Annotated in this window: 19 protein-coding genes, 3 tRNA genes, 1 pseudogene and 1 other annotated feature; of the genes and pseudogenes, 21 read left to right on the forward strand and 2 right to left on the reverse strand. The window is 42.1% G+C overall.

Going from position 1 to position 19,364, the window contains the following annotated elements:
- The first annotated feature begins 21 nt into the window (after positions 1-21).
- From parE to ODU34_RS01070, 16 genes and pseudogenes are all read left to right on the forward strand, one after another.
- A complete protein-coding gene (gene parE, locus ODU34_RS00995; protein ID WP_398578284.1) occupies positions 22-1,965 on the forward strand; it encodes a DNA topoisomerase IV subunit B in 1,944 nt (647 codons plus the stop codon).
- Between the two features lie 29 nt (positions 1,966-1,994).
- Complete coding sequence (locus tag ODU34_RS01000; RefSeq protein ID WP_318804336.1) at positions 1,995-2,807, forward strand: phosphate ABC transporter ATPase; 813 nt, start codon at positions 1,995-1,997, stop codon at positions 2,805-2,807.
- Between the two features lie 198 nt (positions 2,808-3,005).
- Positions 3,006-3,350, forward strand: coding sequence for a hypothetical protein (locus tag ODU34_RS01005; RefSeq protein ID WP_029172649.1), 345 nt, complete (start codon positions 3,006-3,008; stop codon positions 3,348-3,350).
- A 48-nt stretch (positions 3,351-3,398) separates the two neighbouring features.
- Positions 3,399-3,989: a protein adenylyltransferase Fic gene (gene fic / locus ODU34_RS01010; protein ID WP_398578285.1), complete on the forward strand. Its 591-nt coding sequence runs from the start codon at positions 3,399-3,401 to the stop codon at positions 3,987-3,989.
- A gap of 32 nt (positions 3,990-4,021) precedes the next feature.
- A complete protein-coding gene (locus ODU34_RS01015; protein WP_398578286.1) occupies positions 4,022-4,525 on the forward strand; it encodes a YkvA family protein in 504 nt (167 codons plus the stop codon).
- 28 nt (positions 4,526-4,553) lie between these two features.
- A pseudogene (locus tag ODU34_RS01020) lies at positions 4,554-5,110 on the forward strand (GTP pyrophosphokinase).
- 70 nt (positions 5,111-5,180) lie between these two features.
- The gene (locus ODU34_RS01025) at positions 5,181-5,993 is read left to right on the forward strand and encodes a hypothetical protein (RefSeq protein WP_398578287.1); all 813 of its coding nucleotides are present in this window, start codon (positions 5,181-5,183) and stop codon (positions 5,991-5,993) included.
- 27 nt (positions 5,994-6,020) lie between these two features.
- On the forward strand, positions 6,021-8,474 hold the full coding sequence (gene parC / locus ODU34_RS01030) for a DNA topoisomerase IV subunit A (protein WP_398578288.1): 2,454 nt from the start codon (positions 6,021-6,023) through the stop codon (positions 8,472-8,474).
- 61 nt (positions 8,475-8,535) lie between these two features.
- Complete coding sequence (locus tag ODU34_RS01035; RefSeq protein WP_398578289.1) at positions 8,536-9,153, forward strand: DUF4230 domain-containing protein; 618 nt, start codon at positions 8,536-8,538, stop codon at positions 9,151-9,153.
- Positions 9,154-9,263: 110 nt separating this feature from the next.
- Complete coding sequence (locus ODU34_RS01040; RefSeq protein ID WP_208497914.1) at positions 9,264-10,286, forward strand: branched-chain amino acid aminotransferase; 1,023 nt, start codon at positions 9,264-9,266, stop codon at positions 10,284-10,286.
- Positions 10,287-10,352: 66 nt separating this feature from the next.
- A complete protein-coding gene (locus ODU34_RS01045; protein ID WP_012775068.1) occupies positions 10,353-10,586 on the forward strand; it encodes a DUF2969 domain-containing protein in 234 nt (77 codons plus the stop codon).
- Positions 10,587-10,637: 51 nt separating this feature from the next.
- Positions 10,638-10,718, forward strand: a tRNA-Tyr gene (locus ODU34_RS01050).
- A gap of 137 nt (positions 10,719-10,855) precedes the next feature.
- Positions 10,856-10,927, forward strand: a tRNA-Gln gene (locus tag ODU34_RS01055).
- Positions 10,928-11,050: 123 nt separating this feature from the next.
- Positions 11,051-12,256, forward strand: a complete 1,206-nt coding sequence (gene rpsA / locus ODU34_RS01060) for a 30S ribosomal protein S1 (RefSeq protein WP_013730343.1) — start codon at positions 11,051-11,053, stop codon at positions 12,254-12,256.
- A gap of 37 nt (positions 12,257-12,293) precedes the next feature.
- Positions 12,294-12,365: transfer RNA gene (locus ODU34_RS01065), tRNA-Arg, on the forward strand.
- A 61-nt stretch (positions 12,366-12,426) separates the two neighbouring features.
- Positions 12,427-13,455 carry a threonine aldolase family protein gene (locus ODU34_RS01070; RefSeq protein ID WP_398578290.1) on the forward strand — a complete coding sequence of 343 codons (1,029 nt, stop codon included), beginning with the start codon at positions 12,427-12,429 and terminating at the stop codon, positions 13,453-13,455.
- Between the two features lie 18 nt (positions 13,456-13,473).
- Here ODU34_RS01070 and ODU34_RS01075 read toward each other — a convergent pair whose 3' ends face one another.
- Both ODU34_RS01075 and ODU34_RS01080 read right to left on the reverse strand, forming a co-directional pair.
- A complete protein-coding gene (locus tag ODU34_RS01075) occupies positions 13,474-13,857 on the reverse strand; it encodes a hypothetical protein (protein ID WP_205028062.1) in 384 nt (127 codons plus the stop codon).
- Positions 13,858-13,916: 59 nt separating this feature from the next.
- Entirely contained in the window at positions 13,917-14,330 is a 414-nt protein-coding gene (locus ODU34_RS01080; protein WP_398578291.1) for a DUF6556 family protein, read from the reverse strand.
- A 112-nt stretch (positions 14,331-14,442) separates the two neighbouring features.
- Between ODU34_RS01080 and ODU34_RS01085 the strand changes: the two genes are divergently transcribed.
- The 5 genes from ODU34_RS01085 to rpmA all read left to right on the forward strand — a co-directional run bounded on the left by ODU34_RS01085 (position 14,443) and on the right by rpmA (position 19,098).
- Positions 14,443-15,585: a cysteine desulfurase family protein gene (locus ODU34_RS01085; protein WP_105148335.1), complete on the forward strand. Its 1,143-nt coding sequence runs from the start codon at positions 14,443-14,445 to the stop codon at positions 15,583-15,585.
- A 1-nt stretch (position 15,586) separates the two neighbouring features.
- A complete protein-coding gene (thiI, locus tag ODU34_RS01090; RefSeq protein ID WP_105179457.1) occupies positions 15,587-16,804 on the forward strand; it encodes a tRNA uracil 4-sulfurtransferase ThiI in 1,218 nt (405 codons plus the stop codon).
- A 118-nt stretch (positions 16,805-16,922) separates the two neighbouring features.
- Positions 16,923-18,251: a branched-chain amino acid transport system II carrier protein gene (gene brnQ, locus ODU34_RS01095; RefSeq protein ID WP_169051045.1), complete on the forward strand. Its 1,329-nt coding sequence runs from the start codon at positions 16,923-16,925 to the stop codon at positions 18,249-18,251.
- 68 nt (positions 18,252-18,319) lie between these two features.
- Positions 18,320-18,408: a sequence feature (ribosomal protein L21 leader region), on the forward strand.
- Positions 18,409-18,443: 35 nt separating this feature from the next.
- Complete coding sequence (gene rplU, locus ODU34_RS01100; protein WP_002941330.1) at positions 18,444-18,758, forward strand: 50S ribosomal protein L21; 315 nt, start codon at positions 18,444-18,446, stop codon at positions 18,756-18,758.
- Positions 18,759-18,804: 46 nt separating this feature from the next.
- Complete coding sequence (rpmA, locus tag ODU34_RS01105) at positions 18,805-19,098, forward strand: 50S ribosomal protein L27 (RefSeq protein WP_009909754.1); 294 nt, start codon at positions 18,805-18,807, stop codon at positions 19,096-19,098.
- The last annotated feature ends 266 nt before the right edge of the window (positions 19,099-19,364 follow it).

The following is a 19,364-nucleotide window of genomic DNA, read 5'->3' on the forward strand; positions in this document are numbered from 1 at the left end:
TGATAAGTATGGAGGTCAATTTTGGCTAAGAAAGAGATTGATATAAATAATTACAATGATGATGCCATTCAGGTATTGGAAGGCCTAGATGCCGTTCGCAAACGCCCTGGTATGTACATCGGATCCACAGACGGAAATGGCTTGCACCATATGGTCTGGGAGATTGTCGATAACGCTGTCGATGAAGCCCTGTCAGGTTTCGGTGATCGGATTGATGTGACCATTAACAAGGACGGCAGTTTGTCTGTGTCTGACCGTGGACGCGGAATGCCTGTCGGTATGCACGCTACAGGCAAGCCAACGGTTGAAGTCATCTTCACCGTTCTCCACGCAGGTGGTAAGTTCGGTCAAGGTGGCTACAAGACTTCAGGTGGTCTCCACGGGGTTGGTTCTTCGGTGGTCAATGCCCTGTCCAGCTGGTTGGAAGTTGAGATTACCCGTGACGGTGCTGTTTACAAGCAACGGTTTGAGCAGGGCGGAAAACCAGTTACGACTTTAGAGAAGATTGGTACCGCTCCAAAATCAAAAACAGGTACAAAAGTTACCTTTATGCCTGACGATACCATCTTCTCAACGACTGATTTCAAGTTCAACACCATTGCCGAACGCCTGAAAGAATCAGCCTTCTTGCTCAAACAAGTCACCATGACCTTGACAGATGAGCGGACGGGTGAGCAGGAAGAGTATCACTATGAAAATGGTGTCCAGGACTTTGTATCCTACCTCAACGAAGACAAGGAAACTCTGACACCTGTCCTCTATTTTGAAGGAGAAGATGCAGGTTTCCAAGTCCAAGTGGCCATGCAGTACAACGACGGCTATTCAGATAACATCCTGTCCTTCGTTAACAACGTTCGTACCAAGGATGGCGGTACCCATGAAACAGGTCTCAAACTAGCCATTACCAAGGCTATGAACGACTACGCTCGCAAGACCAACTTGCTCAAGGAAAAGAACAAGAACTTGGAAGGCTCTGACTACCGTGAAGGTTTGTCTGCGGTCCTTTCTATCCTTGTACCAGAAGAGCATTTGCAGTTCGAAGGGCAGACTAAGGACAAGCTGGGAAGCCCGCTTGCTCGTCCTGTGGTGGACGGCATTGTATCGGACAAATTAACCTTCTTCCTTTTGGAAAATGGGGAATTAGCATCAAATCTAGTTCGTAAAGCCATTAAGGCGCGTGACGCCCGCGAGGCTGCGCGTAAGGCGCGTGACGAATCCCGAAACGGTAAGAAAAACAAGAAGGACAAGGGCCTCCTGTCAGGTAAGCTAACCCCAGCCCAGTCCAAAAATCCAGCTAAAAATGAACTCTATCTGGTCGAGGGAGATTCAGCCGGAGGCTCTGCCAAACAGGGCCGTGACCGCAAGTTCCAAGCCATTCTACCTTTGCGAGGTAAGGTGATCAACACTGCCAAGGCAAAAATGGCGGACATTCTTAAAAACGAAGAAATCAACACCATGATTCACACCATCGGTGCAGGTGTTGGATCAGACTTTACGCTGGAAGATGTCAACTATGACAAGATTATTATCATGACCGATGCGGATACGGACGGTGCCCACATTCAGACACTCTTGCTGACTTTCTTCTATCGCTATATGCGACCATTGGTAGAAGCAGGACGGGTTTACATTGCCCTTCCGCCACTTTATAAGATGTCAAAAGGTAAGGGCAAGACAGAAAAGATTGCTTATGCTTGGTCTGACGGGGAATTAGAAGATCTCCGCAAGGATTTTGGCAAGGGCTTTATCCTCCAACGCTACAAGGGTCTTGGTGAGATGAATGCCGATCAGCTCTGGGAAACAACCATGAACCCTGAAACCCGTACCCTTATCCGTGTCACCATTGAAGATTTGGCGCGTGCTGAACGCCGTGTATCCGTCCTCATGGGCGACAAGGTCGAGCCACGTCGCAAGTGGATTGAAGACAATGTTAAGTTTACCTTGGAGGAGAACACGGTGTTTTAGAAATTGAAATACAATTGTAAGACTACGTTATGAAATTACAAATTTGGAATGAATCTTATAGTCTCCAATGGAAAGGAACATATTTTCTTGCTTTGTCTGACTATCCTAATATTCAAGATTGGGAATTAGAGAAAATTGTAGCTTTTTTAGCTTATGAGAAACTTTACGGCAGAGAGACGCAAATAGATTGTGAAGACAAAGTAATGCTCGAACAACTTGACTATTTGTCTTGTTGCTCACCCACTGCATTTCCATTTACTCCTTCGAAAAAGATTGTGGCCTCAACATATGATGTTGGTGGTAATTATGTTTATTCGGATTTTTTAAGTCATACGTGTACTGTCGAAACTGCACAAGATATTTTCAAGAGCGGTCAATTATTGTCCGCTGTTCGTGCGTTCAACAAAACTCATCAAGAACTCGTTCAGGATAATCGAAACGCAGCAGGTGATCCAGAAGATTATTTTGATTATGTCATGCTAGGTTGGTCAAATACAAGTTCTGGCTACAGACTTGCAATGGAAAGATTACTAGGTAGAGAACCAACAGAGGAAGAGTTGGGGAAATCTTTTATTCCAGGCGTAAGTTTTCATTTTAAGTACGACGATATAGTCAGTGCAGATGGTTATGTTTTTGATGGATACCACCCTGCAAAGGTCAGGGATTGTTTAAGTTTGAAATATTTATTTGCCTGTATTGTTCCCTCAAGTGAAAAATCACATTTTGAGACAATTATTCCCCTAGATATGTCTTCAAAAGTTTATTATTTAGACTATTGTCAGGAGGGGATGACAGACTGGTCCCGAAGGGTCTGTCAATTTGTTAAAAATATAGCTAACTAATACTATAAACTGTTCAATTCGATAATTTGCGATAGGAATCGATTGTTCCTAAAGCCGTGTATCCGTCCTCATGGGCGATGAGGTCGAGCCACGCCGCAAGTGGATTGAAGACAATGTGAAGTTTACCCTGGAAGAGAGTACGGTATTTTAAGCAAATTAATACAAGTTAATAAAAATAGTAAACAAAAGAGGTTTATGATGAAAAAGGAAGTAACAGTAATATATAAAGGTACTAAAAAAGGAGACAATCTTATTTGTACTATTCGGGAGTTTGCTTTAGAAGAAGCAAAAGAAATTACTAATTTTATACAAAATTTATCAGGGGTAAAAACTCTAATTCATTGGAAATCAGAGACACATTCGCCAGCACCGGGTCAAGAAGTACGGACAAAGATATCAGAGTTTGGAAATAGTAATGGACTTAAAATTAAGTTTACTTGGTATGAAAGTACGGGGACTTTGAATTTTCAAGGTCAAGCCGAAGATTTGTTTAGCGAAACTTTAGACTATGTCAAAGAAAATTATAACATTACATATGAATAAAAATGGTTGCTTTACATAAAACATTATATACGGCTGTTGAGGTGCCATATGGTTTTAGAAAATAAATTGGGGATTGAAAATTCGGCTGAATTAGCCCGTCTTGAAGAACAAATCAGCAAGAAAAAGGCAGCCCTCTTGTTCGAAACAGGCCAACTGTTCCAGATAGAAGTTGGGACTTTTGCAGGTTTGGCACACATTCATCAGGCTATTTACGACTTTGCAGGGAAAATTCGTGATGTCAACATTGCCAAAGGGAATTTTCAATTTGCTCCACGAATCTTTCTGGAACAGTCTTTGGCCTATATTGACAAGCTACCTCATGAAACCTTTGACGAAATCGTTGAAAAATATGCGGATATGAACATTGCACATCCCTTCCGTGAAGGAAATGGACGCAGTATGCGTATCTGGCTGGATTGTATGCTACGGGATAGATTGGGCAAGGTGGTTGATTGGAATAGTATTGATAAAGATGAATATTTCAATGCGATGATTAGAAGTCATGTATCAACAGGAGAGCTTAAATATCTGTTATTGCAAGCCTTAACGGAAGATCTTGGTCAGGCTACTTATTTCAAAGGCATCGACCATTCTTATTACTATGAGGGCTATAACCTTTATCGTACTGAGGATTTGTAAATCTAGCATAAGCAAATGATGTGAGGTGTTTTATGCCACTAAGAGTAAAACTAACTGACCGTTTTCAAAAACAGTTGACGGAATGGGCTCGAAAGCGCAAGCCATTTAAAAACAACCAGGAATTGGAAGAGAAATTTGACCAAGCATTGAAGATTTGGCAATCTTCCAAAACTCGGCAACATGCAGAAAACTTGCTATCTGAGCAAGGGAAATTAGAACATTTTTTACATAGCACGGAACGGAAACTGTCTCGTATGCCTTTTGGTGGAGATAAGTTTGCGGCTATTCCAGGATTGATTTCCATGGTGCGAAGCTATATCCGTAGAGATTACAGCAAGTTACCCAAAGGGACAATCCTTGCAATTATAGGTGCTTTGATTTATTTTTTCAGTCCTATTGATGCCTTACCAGATTTCATCCTTGGAGCAGGTCTACTTGACGATGCCTTTATCCTTAATGCCTGTTTGAAATTAATCAAAACAGATGTCGATGACTTTAGAAGCTGGCAAGCAAGCCAGTGGAAAGTGGATGAGTAGCTCTGCTATTTTCAAAAGGAGAAAGAAGATGTTAGAGAAAGTTGAACGCTTAATAAGTGAGATTAACCGTATTCATCTGGAGTATTCAAAGGATTATTTTGAAACAGGTAAGGTTGAAAAAGTCAATCTTAAGCATACCTTTGCCAAGGTTCCAACCCAGCCTATTCTGACTTATCGACTCAACTTACACGAGTCCATTAACGATTACTTGATGCGTGCCGATGTCAAGAATATTGCTTATTTTTATCGTGTCAAAACATCGGAATCGATTTTGGATAAGATTGAGCGTTTTAAGGAGAGAAGCGAGGGCTATCCTGTCAACTCCATTCTCAATGATATTTTCGGTGTTCGTATGATTTTAACTTCTGAGGAAATTGCGGAGGTCATGGAGCGTCTGGATGACTGGCAGGAACAATATGGTCTGAAAAACTGGTATCTGCGAGATAAAGAGGCTATATCGGTATTCATATCTATTTCAAAAATAAGAGCAATTTCTACTATCCGTGGGAACTGCAACTGTGGGATGAGAATGATGTAGAGGGCAATATTGCTAGTCATATCAAGTATAAAAGGAAGTTTGTTTGAAATAGGTACCTCGTGCTTATCTATCACAAATCAATATTTAATATTAGAATTAGTTTAGGAGTTGATTTTAGTGTTATCTGAGAAAGTTGTATTGGATAAAATGGGATTCACATCTCTAGCATTATTTTGTGATAAGATAGGCGTCGATTCATCGAACGTAATCTATTTAGAAAAACTGGGCTGGTTTATAATAAATAATTTACAGCCTGACATACCTGAGGAATCTATATATAGTGCTTTGGACAAATGTATTCCTATTGTATATCAGAAACAGAATAAAGCAACAGAAATTGTAGCTATTTTAGAGGGTGGGAAGACGCGAACAAAACGAAATAGGAAAAAATTAAAACCTATAACTCAGTTAGAACCCAATTCAAATAGTTTTCGAATTGGTCACTTGTTAGCCCACTCTATTTTAGAGTATGTAGAATACAAAAAAGGACTAGATTTAAAGGAATTTCATCAATATAATTTATTTTATGAAACTAGAGAAGCCAATGAATTTACGAGTAAAGGTTTTAAGCAAGATGTGATGCCTCAAAGACTTCTTGAAATAATAGTCCAGAACGCGATTGGAATGAAAGAATTTTCTAAAAATGAAAAAAGAATTTTGCCAGAGAAAAAAAGACTTAGAGAATTTTATAACCTTCTTCTTGAGAACTCTCTAATACCTAAAGATGGTAGCTATGAATACTATCATCTACCAGAGAATAAAAAATTGATTTTTTATGCCAAGTTGATATACACAGACTCGTCTAATCTCATTCCAACGGCAATTAATCTCCAATCAAAATCAGAGGATAATAAATTATATTTCAACGTTATCATACCTAATATAAAAGATAGTAAATACAATTTTCAAGACGGTACGGATATTTTGTAAAAACGAGAATAGAGAGATAAACATTATATGTCTAACATTCAAAATATGTCCCTTGAGGACATCATGGGAGAGCGTTTTGGTCGCTACTCCAAATACATTATTCAGGAGCGGGCTCTGCCGGACATTCGTGACGGTCTCAAGCCCGTGCAACGTCGGATTCTTTATTCCATGAATAAGGACGGCAACACTTTTGACAAGGGCTACCGTAAGTCTGCCAAGTCAGTCGGGAATATCATGGGGAATTTCCACCCGCACGGTGATTCCTCTATTTATGATGCCATGGTCCGTATGAGTCAGGACTGGAAAAACCGCGAGATCTTGGTGGAGATGCACGGAAACAACGGTTCCATGGACGGCGATCCGCCTGCGGCCATGCGTTACACCGAGGCTCGTCTGTCGGAAATGGCTGGCTATCTCTTGGCCGACATCGAGAAAAAGACAGTGCCGTTTGCCTGGAACTTTGATGATACGGAAAAAGAACCCACGGTGCTACCAGCTGCCTTCCCTAATCTCTTGGTTAATGGAGCGACAGGAATTTCAGCAGGGTACGCGACTGACATCCCGCCGCATAATCTGGCGGAGGTCATCGATGCCGTTGTTTACATGATTGATCATCCGACTGCTAAGTTAGAAAAGTTGATGGAGTTCCTGCCTGGACCAGACTTCCCAACAGGTGCTATTATCCAAGGGGCTGACGAAATCAAGAAAGCCTATGAAACTGGTAAGGGCCGTGTCGTTGTCCGTAGCCGTTGTGAAATTGAACAACTCAAGGCAGGAAAGAAACAGATTGTCATTACCGAGATTCCTTACGAGGTCAACAAGGCTGTTCTGGTTAAGAAGATTGATGATATCCGTGTCAACAACAAGGTGCCTGGTATTGCTGAGGTGCGTGATGAGTCAGACCGTACAGGTCTGCGGATTGCCATTGAGCTGAAAAAAGACAGCGATGAGCAAACCATTCTCAACTACCTCTACAAATACACCGACTTACAAATCAATTACAACTTCAACATGGTGGCCATTGACAATTTCACTCCGCGTCAGGTCGGCTTGCAGAAAATTCTGTCTAGCTACATCGCCCACCGCCGTGAGATTATCATTGCTCGTTCTAAGTTTGACAAGGAAAAGGCAGAGAAACGCCTCCATATCGTAGAAGGCTTGATCCGTGTTATTTCTATTTTGGATGAGGTTATTGCCCTTATCCGTGCCTCTGAAAACAAGGCGGATGCTAAGGAAAACTTGAAAGTCAGCTATGAGTTTAGCGAGGAACAGGCAGAAGCAATCGTGACCTTGCAACTCTACCGCTTGACCAATACCGACATTGTGACCTTGGAAAATGAAGAAGCAGGCTTACGCGAGCAGATTCAGACCTTGGCAGCCATTATCGGTGATGAGCGGACCATGTTCAATCTCATGAAGAAAGAACTGCGTGAGGTTAAGAAGCAGTTTGGCAATCCTCGTTTGAGTGAATTGCAAGATCAGGCAGAAACGATTGAGATTGACACCGCCAGCTTGATTGTCGAAGAAGAAACTTTTGTCAGCGTGACCAAGGCAGGTTACATCAAACGGACCAGTCCACGTTCTTTCAATGCCTCAACCCTTGAAGAAATGGGCAAGCGAGATGATGATCAGCTGATATTCTTGCAAAATGCCAAGACAACTCAGCATCTCCTGCTCTTTACCAATCTTGGAAATGTTATCTACCGACCTGTCCATGAACTGACAGATATTCGTTGGAAAGACATCGGTGAACACCTGAGTCAGACCTTGATGAACTTTGATACCAATGAAGAGGTTATCTTCGCTGAACTGGTTGAGAATTTTGAAGAGGGAACTTATTTCGCGGTGACTAAATACGGTCAAATCAAGCGTGTGGAGCGGAAGGAGTTCACGCCATGGCGGACTTATAAGTCCAAGTCAACCAAGTATGCCAAACTCAAAGATGTGGATGATGTGGTCATTACCGTATCGCCTGTAGTCTTGGATGACATCATGCTCATGACAGAAAAGGGCTACGCTCTGCGATTTAACATTGAAGAAGTGCCAATCATCGGTGCCAAGGCGGCCGGTGTCAAGGCGGTCAACCTCAAGGATGGGGATGTGGTGGCTGCGGCCTTTATCAGCAATACCAGCTCCGTCTATCTCCTGACCCAGCGTGGTAGTTTGAAGCGGATGGCGGCGGAGGAAATCCCTGTGACCAGCCGTGCCAAGCGTGGTTTGCAGGTGCTTCGTGAACTCAAGGCTAAGCCTCACCGTGTCTTTGCGGCGGGTCCAGTCTTGACGGATCAGGGAGATTTTGATCTCTTTAGTACAGCAAATGAAGATGAAACGACAAGTCAAGTGCTTCACGTGCAGTCTAAAACGGGCAAACTCTATGAGGTTGATGTGACCCAGCTTAGCCTGTCTGAACGCACTAGCAACGGCAGCTTCATTTCAGATACCATTTCCGATGAGGAAGTCTTCAGAGCCTGGATAGACTAAAAAGATGAAAAGATTGCTCGCAAAGCAGTCTTTTTGCTATACTGTAAGAGAGGTACATATTATGAAAATTATCAAATTATTTTTCAGTATAAAAGTCTATCTATGGCTTGTTCTGTCCTTCCTTCTGTTATTGTGTGGTGTATGGGGATACGGCTACATCTCTGGTGAGAAGAGCAGTCAGCAGGAAATGAGTGTCCATACGGCTATTGAGTCTGTCGAGCAAGTCAATGAATTGGTATTTCTAAATACGGCTGTCCAGAAAATTGTGACCGCTAAAAACTATACGGTCTTATTTGGTCAAGAAATGCCCTTCTCAGAAAAATCAGCCCTCTTAATCATCAAGTACAAGGCAAAATTTGGTATCAAAAGTCCTGTATCCATTGAACATCTTTCTGAAAATCGGTACAAAATTACCCTTCCAGCCTTTGAAGTCATTGGATTGGAATTAGATGCAGAAGAACCTTATACCTTATATGATAAGAGTGGTGAGATACTGAGTTTTGCGACGGAAGAAATCGATACTGCCCAACTGATCACAGATGAATTTCAGTCAGCAGAACAAGAAACGTTTCTAGCAGATTATCAGGAAGACATAAAAGAGTCAGCAAAAAATTACTATCAAAATTTATTTAATGCTATCTCACCTGAAATTCAATTAGAATTTGTTTTTAAAGAGTAAGAGTCTGGTTTACCAGGCTTTTTCTTATATTCACAAAATTTTCTGAATTTTTAATTGAAAATCACTTTCAAAAGTAGTAAAATAGTAAAAAATACCTTTGGAGAATACCTATGACAGTAACAATCGACTGGGAAAACCTTGGTTTTTCTTATATGAAACTACCTTACCGCTTCATCGCTCATTTCAAAAACGGCCAATGGTCTGAAGGGCAATTGACCGAAGATGCGGAACTGCACATTTCAGAAAGCTCACCAGCCCTTCACTATGGTCAGCAGGCCTTTGAGGGCCTTAAAGCCTATCGCACCAAGGAGGGAAAACTCCAGCTCTTTCGTCCAGACCAAAACGCTGAGCGCCTGCAACGAACAGCTGACCGCTTGCTCATGGAGCCTGTACCGACTGACCTTTTCATCAAGGCTTGTAAAGAGGTGGTCAAAGCCAACTCGGACTACGTTCCTCCCTATGGAACTGGTGGTACCCTTTATCTCCGCCCGCTCCTGATTGGTGTCGGCGACATCATCGGCGTAAAACCAGCAGAAGAGTACATTTTCACCGTTTTTGCTATGCCGGTTGGCAACTACTTCAAGGGTGGTTTGGCTCCGACCAACTTCCTCATTCAGGACAAGTACGACCGTGCGGCACCAAATGGAACAGGGGCGGCTAAGGTTGGTGGCAACTATGCAGCATCGCTCTTACCGGGCCAATATGCCAAAAAGCAGGGCTTCTCAGATGTGATCTACCTGGACCCAGCTACCCACACCAAGATTGAAGAAGTAGGGTCTGCTAATTTCTTTGGTATTACAGCTGATAACGAGTTTGTTACACCGATTTCGCCATCAATCTTGCCGTCCATTACCAAGTATTCTCTCTTGTATTTGGCAGAGCATCGTCTGGGAATGAAGGCAGTGGAACGAGAAGTCCTTGTCGAAGAATTAGACCAGTTTGTCGAAGCAGGAGCTTGCGGAACAGCTGCAGTTATCTCACCAATTGGTGGTATCCAGATTGCAGACAAACTCCATGTTTTCCATAGTGAAACAGAAGTAGGACCTGTCACTCGTAAATTATATGACGAATTAACAGGTATCCAGTTTGGTGATATTGAAGCGCCAGAAGGCTGGATTGTCGAAGTAGAATAATTTCAGAAGGCTTGCACTTGCAAGCTCTTCTCTTTTTTTGTAGAATAGTAAAAGTGAGGTTTGAAAATGAGTAAAAAAGATAAAAAAATTGAAATTCAGATTGAAGATAGCAAAGTTCTTGTCAATAGAGAAGAGTTCCCTGGATACCGCCTTGTTATAGGTAAAAAAGTAATTGGAGAAATTGCAGAATTGGCTGAAAATAACTTTGCAGTTATTAAAAATGGAAATACCGAAAGCTTTTACAAAAAATTAGAAAAAGCAGTCGGAAATATTATTGAAAATTATAATTTAAGTCACTAAAAGGCTTGTAATAGTCGCTATTTTATGTTAGAATAGTGACTGTTAGTGCACGGAGAGATAGCGAAGAGGCTAAACGCGGCGGACTGTAAATCCGCTCCTTCGGGTTCGGGGGTTCGAATCCCTCTCTCTCCATGTCTAAGATACTAAGGGTGTCAAACGCATAGTAAAAATAGGAAGTTGACTGCAAATCCTGATTTGCTAGGCGACTTATCTTTTTTACACAGCGTTTAGCCCGAGTTCATTTCAGAATACTATCTTAGAAAATGTTTTGGGGTATCGCCAAGCGGTAAGGCAAGGGACTTTGACTCCCTCATGCGTTGGTTCGAATCCAGCTACCCCAGTAAAGGTACTAGATATAGTCTAGTTCGTCAAAGATGTCTAATTGTTGTTGTCCTTGCGTGTGCCTTAAATAAAATATATTTTATGTTGGGTCGAAAGACCTGATTGTCGGAGGTTTTTTTATAATGAACGAATTTGAAGATTTGTTGAACAGTGTAAGCGAAGTTACACCTGGTGATGTGGTAACTGCAGAAGTATTGACAGTTGATGCTGGTCAAGCAAACGTAGCTATCTCAGGTACTGGTGTTGAAGGCGTATTGACTCTTCGTGAGTTGACTAACGACCGTGATGCTGATATCAACGACCTTGTAAAAGTTGGTGAAACACTTGAATTGTTAGTGCTTCGCCAAGTTGTTGGTAAAGATACAGACACTGTTACTTATCTTGTATCTAAAAAACGTTTGGAAGCACGTAAAGCATGGGACAAGCTTGTTGGTCGTGAAGAAGAAGTTGTTACAGTTAAAGTAACTCGTGCCGTTAAAGGTGGTCTTGCAGTTGAATTTGAAGGTCTTCGTGGTTTCATCCCAGCTTCAATGATCGACAGCCGTTTCACTCGTAACACTGAGCGTTTTGTAGGTCAAGAATTTGATGCTAAAATCAAAGAAGTTGATCCTGCTGAGAACCGTTTCATCTTGTCACGTCGTGACGTTGTTGAAGCAGAAGCTGCAGCTGCACGTGCTGAAGTATTCGGTAAATTGGCAGTTGGTGAAGTTGTGACTGGTAAAGTTGCACGTATCACAAGCTTCGGTGCTTTCATCGACCTTGGTGGTGTAGATGGTTTGGTACACTTGACTGAATTGTCACACGAGCGTAACGTATCTCCTAAATCAGCTGTAACAGTTGGTGAAGAAGTTGAAGTTAAAGTTCTTGCAATCGACGAAGTTGAAGGTCGCGTATCATTGTCATTGAAAGCTACGCAGCCTGGTCCATGGGATGGCGTTGAGCAAAAATTGGCAGCTGGCGATGTCATCGAAGGTAAAGTAAAACGCTTGACTGACTTCGGTGCTTTCGTTGAAGTATTGCCAGGTATCGATGGTTTGGTACATATCTCACAAATTTCACACAAACGTGTTGAAAATCCAAAAGATGCTTTGTCAGTAGGTCAAGAAGTAACTGTTAAAGTTCTTGAAGTAAACGCAGCTGATGAGCGTGTATCACTTTCTATCAAAGCTTTGGAAGAGCGTCCAGCAGCAGTTGAAGGTGAAGAAAAAGCTGAAAAACGTGCTCCACGTCCACGTCGTCAAAAACGTGAAGAAAAACGTGATTACGAATTGCCAGAAACTCAATCTGGATTCTCAATGGCTGACCTTTTCGGTGACATTGAATTGTAATTCATATAAAAACTTGCCTTGTGCAAGTTTTTCCTTTCCACCCTTAGTGTAATGGATATCACGTAAGATTCCGGTTCTTGAGATGGGGGTTCGATTCCCTCAGGGTGGACTAAATTGAAAAGCCTGGATTAACAGGCTTTTTTGTTATATTATATCAAGGAGGCTGTGATATGTTACATTTTGAAAATGACTATAACAAAGGTGCCCATCCTACCTTGCTAGAAGCCTTAGTTGCAAGCAACCAAGAAGGGTTATCTGGATATGGCACTGATAAATATACTGAATCTGCTATCGAAAAAATCAGACTTGCTACGGACTGTCCTCATGCACAAGTTACGTTTTTAGCAGGTGGCACGCAGACCAATCAAATTGTCATTTCGTCTATGTTAGCTTCCTATGAAGGAGTCATTGCGGCGGATACTGGTCATATTGCAGTTCATGAAGCGGGAGCAATTGAATTCACAGGCCATAAAGTGTTGGCCTTACCGCATACGGATGGCAAACTTATCGCAAGTGAAGTTGAGAACTATGTTTCCGATTTCTACGCAGATGCTAATCATGCCCATATGGTTCATCCTGGTATGGTCTATATTTCCCATCCAACAGAGTATGGTACACTTTATAGCAAGTCAGAGTTGGAAGAATTATCCCAAGTTTGCCGCACCCATAATATTCCGATTTTTTTAGATGGAGCTCGTTTGGGTTACGGTCTTGCAGCTCGCGATACGGATCTTGATTTGCCAACAATTGCAGAGCTGACCGATGTTTTTTATATCGGAGGGACAAAACTTGGTGCTTTGTTGGGAGAAGCTTTGGTATTTACAAAGAACAACCAGCCTAAGAATTTCGTATCGATCGTCAAACACCATGGTGCCTTGTTGGCGAAAGGAAGAGTGATGGGGGTCCAGTTTGATTGCTTATTTACTGATGACTTGTATCTTGAATTGGGGCGTCATGCTATCGCAATGGCAGAGCAACTGACCCAGATTTTGGAAGAGAAAGGTTTTAAATTTTATCTCAAATCTCCAACCAATCAGCAATTCGTTATTGTTAAGAATGAAGAATTGACTAGATTGACAGAAGCTGGAATTGCCTATGGCTTCTGGGAAAAATACGACGATAGCCACAGTATCATCCGCTTTGCGACCAGCTGGTCAACTAGTCAAGCAGATATTGATGAATTGATAAATATATTATAGTAATCAAAAAAGAAAGGGTTAGCCTTTCTTTTTAGTCTGTAAATAATGATAGCGATAAACTGCATAACGTTCAATAAGGCGGTAGCCTATTCCTCCTGCGATTGCATGTACAATCAGAGCAATGTGCAATTCTAGTGGTGCTTTTATAGTGATACCAAATAGAATACCGATTACAGTCCATCCTAGTATGACCCACCATAAGTACTTAAATGGAGCATACTGGCCATCCTGGTCTTTAACTTCACTGGAAACCCTGATTGAACAGCTGATTAATATTCCCATGGGGAGCAATGAACGAGTATCAAATGGTTCTGGTAAAAATGACGATAAGGCGAAGATTTGTATAAGCGCAAAAATCAGTAGCCAAACGAAAATCGGTGTTTTTAGAATGACGTATTTCATATTGTCCCCTCCTGAAATTAGTATATCAAATCCAAGAAAGTAAAACAAATATTTTTGTGCTATTGATTAGAAGTCGTTTCGGATGCCCCACTAGTTACCTCTGTATTAGTGCGGGTTTCTGTCGTTGTCTCAGAAACTTCTGTAGCAGACGTTTCTGTAGACAAGGAAGATGCAGTAGACTCTACTGAAGAGCTGGTCTCGGTTTGGGTTGAGGATGTTGTTTCGGAGCTTGAACTTGTTGAAGCTTGTACTTCTGTTAATGGATTGTCGGTTGATGATTGGCTGGGGCCAGTGGCGCTGGATGATGAAATGGTAGTACTTGGAGATGTTGAGGATGTTGCAGGTTTTGCTGTAAAGGTGTAGATAGTGATGCAGGCAGTGATAATCCCTAAAATAGATCCGATAAAGGTTAAATATTTTTGAAAATTAGTTAAACCAGCCGGTTTTTTATTTGTATTCTTACGTGTATTCATGATGTACCTCCACCTTTAGTTTAAGATAGGAAGTTTAAAACTATCTTAAAGATTGCCGAAAGGCATGAAAACATGATAAAATAGGACTATTGCAATAAAAGGAATATAAAAAATGATCTATTTTGATAATGCGGCAACGACACAGGTCTATCCAGAAGTTCTCAAGACCTATACGGAAGTGGCGACAAAAATCTGGGGAAATCCCTCTAGCCTCCATAGTCTAGGCAGTCAGGCAACCCGTATTTTGGAAGCATCTCGCAAGCAAATCGCAGAATTGCTTGGCCAGGATAGCAAAGAAATCTTTTTCACCTCAGGTGGTACGGAAGGTGACAACTGGGTCATCAAGGGAGTGGCATTTGAAAAGGCACACCTGGGCAAGCACATCATCGTGTCAGCTATTGAGCATCCAGCGGTAAAAGAGTCGGCACTTTGGCTCAAAACGCAAGGTTTTGAGGTGGATTTGGCTCCGGTCAATGCCCAAGGTTTTGTGGATGTTTCAGCCTTAGAAAGCTTGATTCGTCCAGATACCACACTGGTTTCTATCATGGCCGTCAACAATGAAATTGGTGCCATTCAGCCCATTCAGGAAATATCTCAACTGTTAGCTGATAAGCCAACCATTTCCTTCCATGTGGATGCGGTACAGGCTATCGGCAAGGTGCCAATAGAACGGTATCTGACAGACCGAGTTGATTTTGCTAGTTTTTCAGGTCACAAATTCCATTCTGTCAGAGGAGTAGGTTTCGTCTATGTTAAGTCAGGCAAGAAAATCGCTCCGCTATTGACAGGAGGAGGACAGGAAAGCGACAAACGCTCAACAACGGAAAATGTGGCTGGAATTGCAGCAACAGCTAAGGCACTTCGCTTGACCTTGGACAAGGCGGTAGATAGCCAGAAGCGGCTGGCAGCCATGAAGCAGATCCTTGTGGATGAATTGGGCAAATATGCTGATGTGACTGTCTTTTCTGGGACAGAGGACTTTGTGCCAAGCATTGTGACGTTCGGAATTAAAAATATTCGTGGCGAGGTCATTGTCCACGCCTTTGAAGATCACCAGATTTACATTTCGACCACCTCAGCCTGCTCGTCCAAGGCTGGAAAACCAGCTGGAACACTGATTGCCATGGGTGTTCCGCAGAAGTTGGCTCAAACTGCCGTCCGTATCAGCTTGGATGATGACAACGATATGGGGCAAATCGAGCAATTCCTCACGATTTTCAAACAAATTTATCAGAACACACAGAAAGTAAGGTAGAATGAACTATTCAGAAATTATGATTCGCTATGGCGAATTGTCAACCAAAGGGAAAAACAAGATGCGGTTTGTTAACAAACTCCGCAATAATATCAAGCATGTCCTTTCTGTTTACCCAGAAGTGACGGTTTATTTTGACCGTGACCGTGGTCATGTCTATTTGAATGGGGCAGATTATCAGGAAGTTTCAGCTTCTTTGAAGAAGATTTTTGGTATCCAAAATTTCGCACCGTCTTATAAGATTGAAAAGTCTGTTCCAGCCTTGAAAGAGGCGGTTGTGGAGATTATGCAGTCCATTTACAAGGAAGGGATGACTTTCAAGATTGCGGCACGTCGTAGTGACCACAGTTTTGAATTGGACAGCCGTGACCTTAACCAAGTCCTTGGAGATGCGGTTTTCACAGCCATTCCAAATGTGCAAGTGCAAATGAAGTCACCAGATATTACCTTGCGAGTGGAGATTCGTCCTGACGCTGCTTATATTTCCCATGAAGAAATCAAGGGAGCGGGCGGTCTTCCAGTTGGTACATCTGGCAAGGGTACGCTGATGCTATCAGGTGGTATTGATTCGCCTGTTGCGGGCTATTTAGCACTTAAACGTGGGGTTGAAATCGAAGCCCTGCACTTTGCAAGTCCGCCTTATACTAGCCCAGGTGCGCTTAAAAAAGCCCATGATTTGACTCGTAAATTGACTGCCTTTGGTGGTAATATCACCTTTATCGAAGTGCCGTTTACAGAAATTCAAGAAGAAATCAAAGAAAAAGCACCTGAAGCTTATTTGATGACCTTGACACGTCGCTTCATGATGCGGGTTACAGACCGAGTACGGGAAGAGCGTGGTGCCATGGTTATTATCAATGGTGAAAGTCTAGGACAAGTGGCAAGTCAGACCTTGGAATCCATGCAGGCTATCAATGCGGTGACAAATACACCTGTTATCCGTCCTGTCGTTACCATGGACAAGTTGGAAATCATTGATATTGCTCAAGAAATTGATACATTTGACATTTCCATCCAGCCATTTGAGGATTGCTGTACCATCTTTGCCCCTGACCGTCCAAAAACCAACCCTAAAATTAAAAATGTCGAGCAATACGAAGCCCGTATGGATGTTGAAAGCTTGGTGGAACGTGCTGTGGCTGGGATTATCGTAACTGAAATCACACCGAAAGAGGAAGTGAAAGACGAAGTGGATAGTTTGATTGAAGACTTACTGTAGCATACAATTATTTCGACATACATGTAAATCCAGTTATTGCTGGATTTTTTAATACGAATCGTTCGGAAAAATCGAATTTGTATGATATAATAAGACTTCAGAAAAATACAAAGGAGTTATTATGAAAAAAGGAGCGCTAACAGGTTTACTCCTGTTTGGTATGTTTTTTGGTGCAGGAAACTTGATTTTTCCACCTGCACTTGGTGTCTTATCTGGTGAGAATTTCTGGCCAGCTATTTTAGGATTTGTCGTATCGGGTGTTGGTATTGCTGTCGTTGCCTTGATCGTCGGTACCTTAAACCCAAAAGGTTATGTACATGAGATTTCTCGTAAGATTTCTCCTGCCTTTGCAACGGTCTATCTTGTTGCCTTGTATTTGGCTATCGGTCCTTTCTTTGCCATTCCGCGTACAGCAACAACGTCCTTTGAAATTGGTATTGCACCCTTGTTGGGTGATGCGAATCTGGGTATCTGGTTGTTTGGCTTTACAGCTCTTTACTTTGTGGCAGCTTATTTGATTGCCCTCAATCCGTCTCAAATCTTAAACAGTATCGGACGTATTTTAACTCCTGTTTTTGCCATTTTGATTGTGATTTTGGTTGTGCTTGGTATTGTTAAATATGGTTCTACAAATCCACTTCCTGCAGCCGATGCTTACTCAGCAGGACAGGCATTTGGTACAGGATTTATTGAAGGATACAACACCCTCGATGCCCTTGCCTCAATTGCCTTTAGTGTTGTAGCGGTGAATACCTTAAAACAACTTGGTTTCTCCAGCAAGAAAGAATATGTTTCAACCATCTGGTCTGTTGGTTTTGTTGTAGCCTTAGCTTTCTCAGCACTATATGTCGGTTTGGCTTTCCTAGGTAATCATTTCCCAGTTCCTGCTGATGTTTTGGCTTCCGATACAAACAAGGGTGTTTACATTCTTTCGCAAGCAACACAGGCTATTTTTGGACCGGGTGCACAAATTTTCTTAGCTGCCATGGTTATCGTTACTTGCTTTACGACAACGGCTGGCTTGATTGTTTCTTCAGGTGAATTTTTCGCTGAGCGTTTCCCACGTTTTAGCTACAAAGTGTATGCGACAATCTTTACTTTGATTGGTTTTGGTATTGCTAACCTCGGTTTGAACAATATCATCACTTTCTCAGTTCCAGTTCTTTTGGTTCTCTATCCAATTACTATCTGTATTGTCTTGATTACCATTGTTAACAAATTTGTACCGCTTTCCACTTATGGTATGCAATTAACTGTGGGAGTAGTGACAGCTTTGTCATTGGTAGAAGTGTTAGCAGGACAATTCAACTGGACTGCTGTTTCAAAAATCATCTCAGCTCTGCCATTGGCTGGACAATCATTAGCATGGTTATTACCAGCTCTTGTCGGAATCGTCCTCTCTCTGTTCTTACCACACAAGCAGGAGAGCGAAGTTTTCGAAATGTAAGAAAAATAATTCAAAACACTTGCTTTTGCGAGTGTTTTTTGGTATATTACAATAGTTGACTATGCACATTTCCTGTGCAACCGCACGAATGCCGTTCTTTCGTTGAGAGTAGAGTAAGTGGTTCGTCCCACGGTACTAGGCGAGTCTTCACATCAAATTCGGGCAAGCCCCAAAAATCATAGGAGGTGCATAATGAGCACATATGCAATCATTAAAACTGGCGGCAAACAAGTTAAAGTTGAAGTCGGTCAAGCTATCTACGTTGAAAAATTGAACGTTGAAGCAGGTCAAGAAGTTACTTTCGAAGAAGTAGTTCTTGTTGGTGGTGAGAAAACTGTTGTGGGTACTCCACTTGTAGCAGGCGCTACTGTTGTTGGTACTGTTGAAAAACAAGGTAAACAGAAAAAAGTTGTTACCTTCAAGTACAAACCTAAAAAAGGTAGCCACCGCAAACAAGGTCACCGTCAACCTTACACAAAAGTTGTTATCAACGCTATCAACGCTTAATCGCGTAGCTTGAAGCAATCATTACAGAAATTCGGAGGAATAACATATGTTAAACTTGAATCTTGCTAACTTGCAATTTATGGCCCACAAAAAAGGTGGAGGTTCAACGTCAAACGGTCGTGACTCACAAGCGAAACGCCTTGGTGCGAAAGCTGCTGACGGCCAAACTGTATCAGGTGGTTCAATCCTTTACCGCCAACGTGGTACAAAAATCTACCCAGGAGCTAACGTAGGTCGTGGTGGAGATGACACTCTTTACGCTAAAGTAGAAGGCGTTGTACGCTTCGAACGTAAAGGTCGCGATAAGAAACAAGTATCTGTTTACCCAATCGCTAAGTAAAAAAATGGTCCACTGGACCATTTTTTCTTGCCTTTTTGAATTAAATGAAAGGCAAAGGTTCGGGGAACCTTTTTAGCAACTCTCCTTGAAGTCATAACCACCCGTGAAAACGGGTGGCTTGTACACCGGCTATAAGCCGTTTCTCTCCAGCGACGTCTAAAGACGTTCGCTGAACTTCGTTCAGGTTAGTGCTATAATTACTTGACTAATGCCCGTAACAACGGGCTTTTATCTCGTTCTAAAACTGCCATCTGAAAATGGATCTT

This window comes from Streptococcus sp. 2018WUSS126, assembly GCF_044427425.1.
Taxonomy (GTDB): Bacteria; Bacillota; Bacilli; order Lactobacillales; family Streptococcaceae; genus Streptococcus; species Streptococcus hashimotonensis.

Coding starts and splice junctions, on each gene's coding strand:
- parC (WP_398578288.1), top strand. CDS start 6,021: ATGTCTAACATTCAAAATATGTCCCTTGAGGACATCATGGGAGAGCGT.
- ODU34_RS01035 (WP_398578289.1), top strand. CDS start 8,536: ATGAAAATTATCAAATTATTTTTCAGTATAAAAGTCTATCTATGGCTT.
- ODU34_RS01085 (WP_105148335.1), top strand. CDS start 14,443: ATGATCTATTTTGATAATGCGGCAACGACACAGGTCTATCCAGAAGTT.
- rpmA (WP_009909754.1), top strand. CDS start 18,805: ATGTTAAACTTGAATCTTGCTAACTTGCAATTTATGGCCCACAAAAAA.
- fic (WP_398578285.1), top strand. CDS start 3,399: ATGGTTTTAGAAAATAAATTGGGGATTGAAAATTCGGCTGAATTAGCC.
- rpsA (WP_013730343.1), top strand. CDS start 11,051: ATGAACGAATTTGAAGATTTGTTGAACAGTGTAAGCGAAGTTACACCT.
- ODU34_RS01000 (WP_318804336.1), top strand. CDS start 1,995: ATGAAATTACAAATTTGGAATGAATCTTATAGTCTCCAATGGAAAGGA.
- ODU34_RS01075 (WP_205028062.1), bottom strand. CDS start 13,857: ATGAAATACGTCATTCTAAAAACACCGATTTTCGTTTGGCTACTGATT.
- thiI (WP_105179457.1), top strand. CDS start 15,587: ATGAACTATTCAGAAATTATGATTCGCTATGGCGAATTGTCAACCAAA.
- ODU34_RS01040 (WP_208497914.1), top strand. CDS start 9,264: ATGACAGTAACAATCGACTGGGAAAACCTTGGTTTTTCTTATATGAAA.
- ODU34_RS01070 (WP_398578290.1), top strand. CDS start 12,427: ATGTTACATTTTGAAAATGACTATAACAAAGGTGCCCATCCTACCTTG.
- ODU34_RS01005 (WP_029172649.1), top strand. CDS start 3,006: ATGAAAAAGGAAGTAACAGTAATATATAAAGGTACTAAAAAAGGAGAC.
- rplU (WP_002941330.1), top strand. CDS start 18,444: ATGAGCACATATGCAATCATTAAAACTGGCGGCAAACAAGTTAAAGTT.
- ODU34_RS01045 (WP_012775068.1), top strand. CDS start 10,353: ATGAGTAAAAAAGATAAAAAAATTGAAATTCAGATTGAAGATAGCAAA.
- ODU34_RS01080 (WP_398578291.1), bottom strand. CDS start 14,330: ATGAATACACGTAAGAATACAAATAAAAAACCGGCTGGTTTAACTAAT.
- ODU34_RS01015 (WP_398578286.1), top strand. CDS start 4,022: ATGCCACTAAGAGTAAAACTAACTGACCGTTTTCAAAAACAGTTGACG.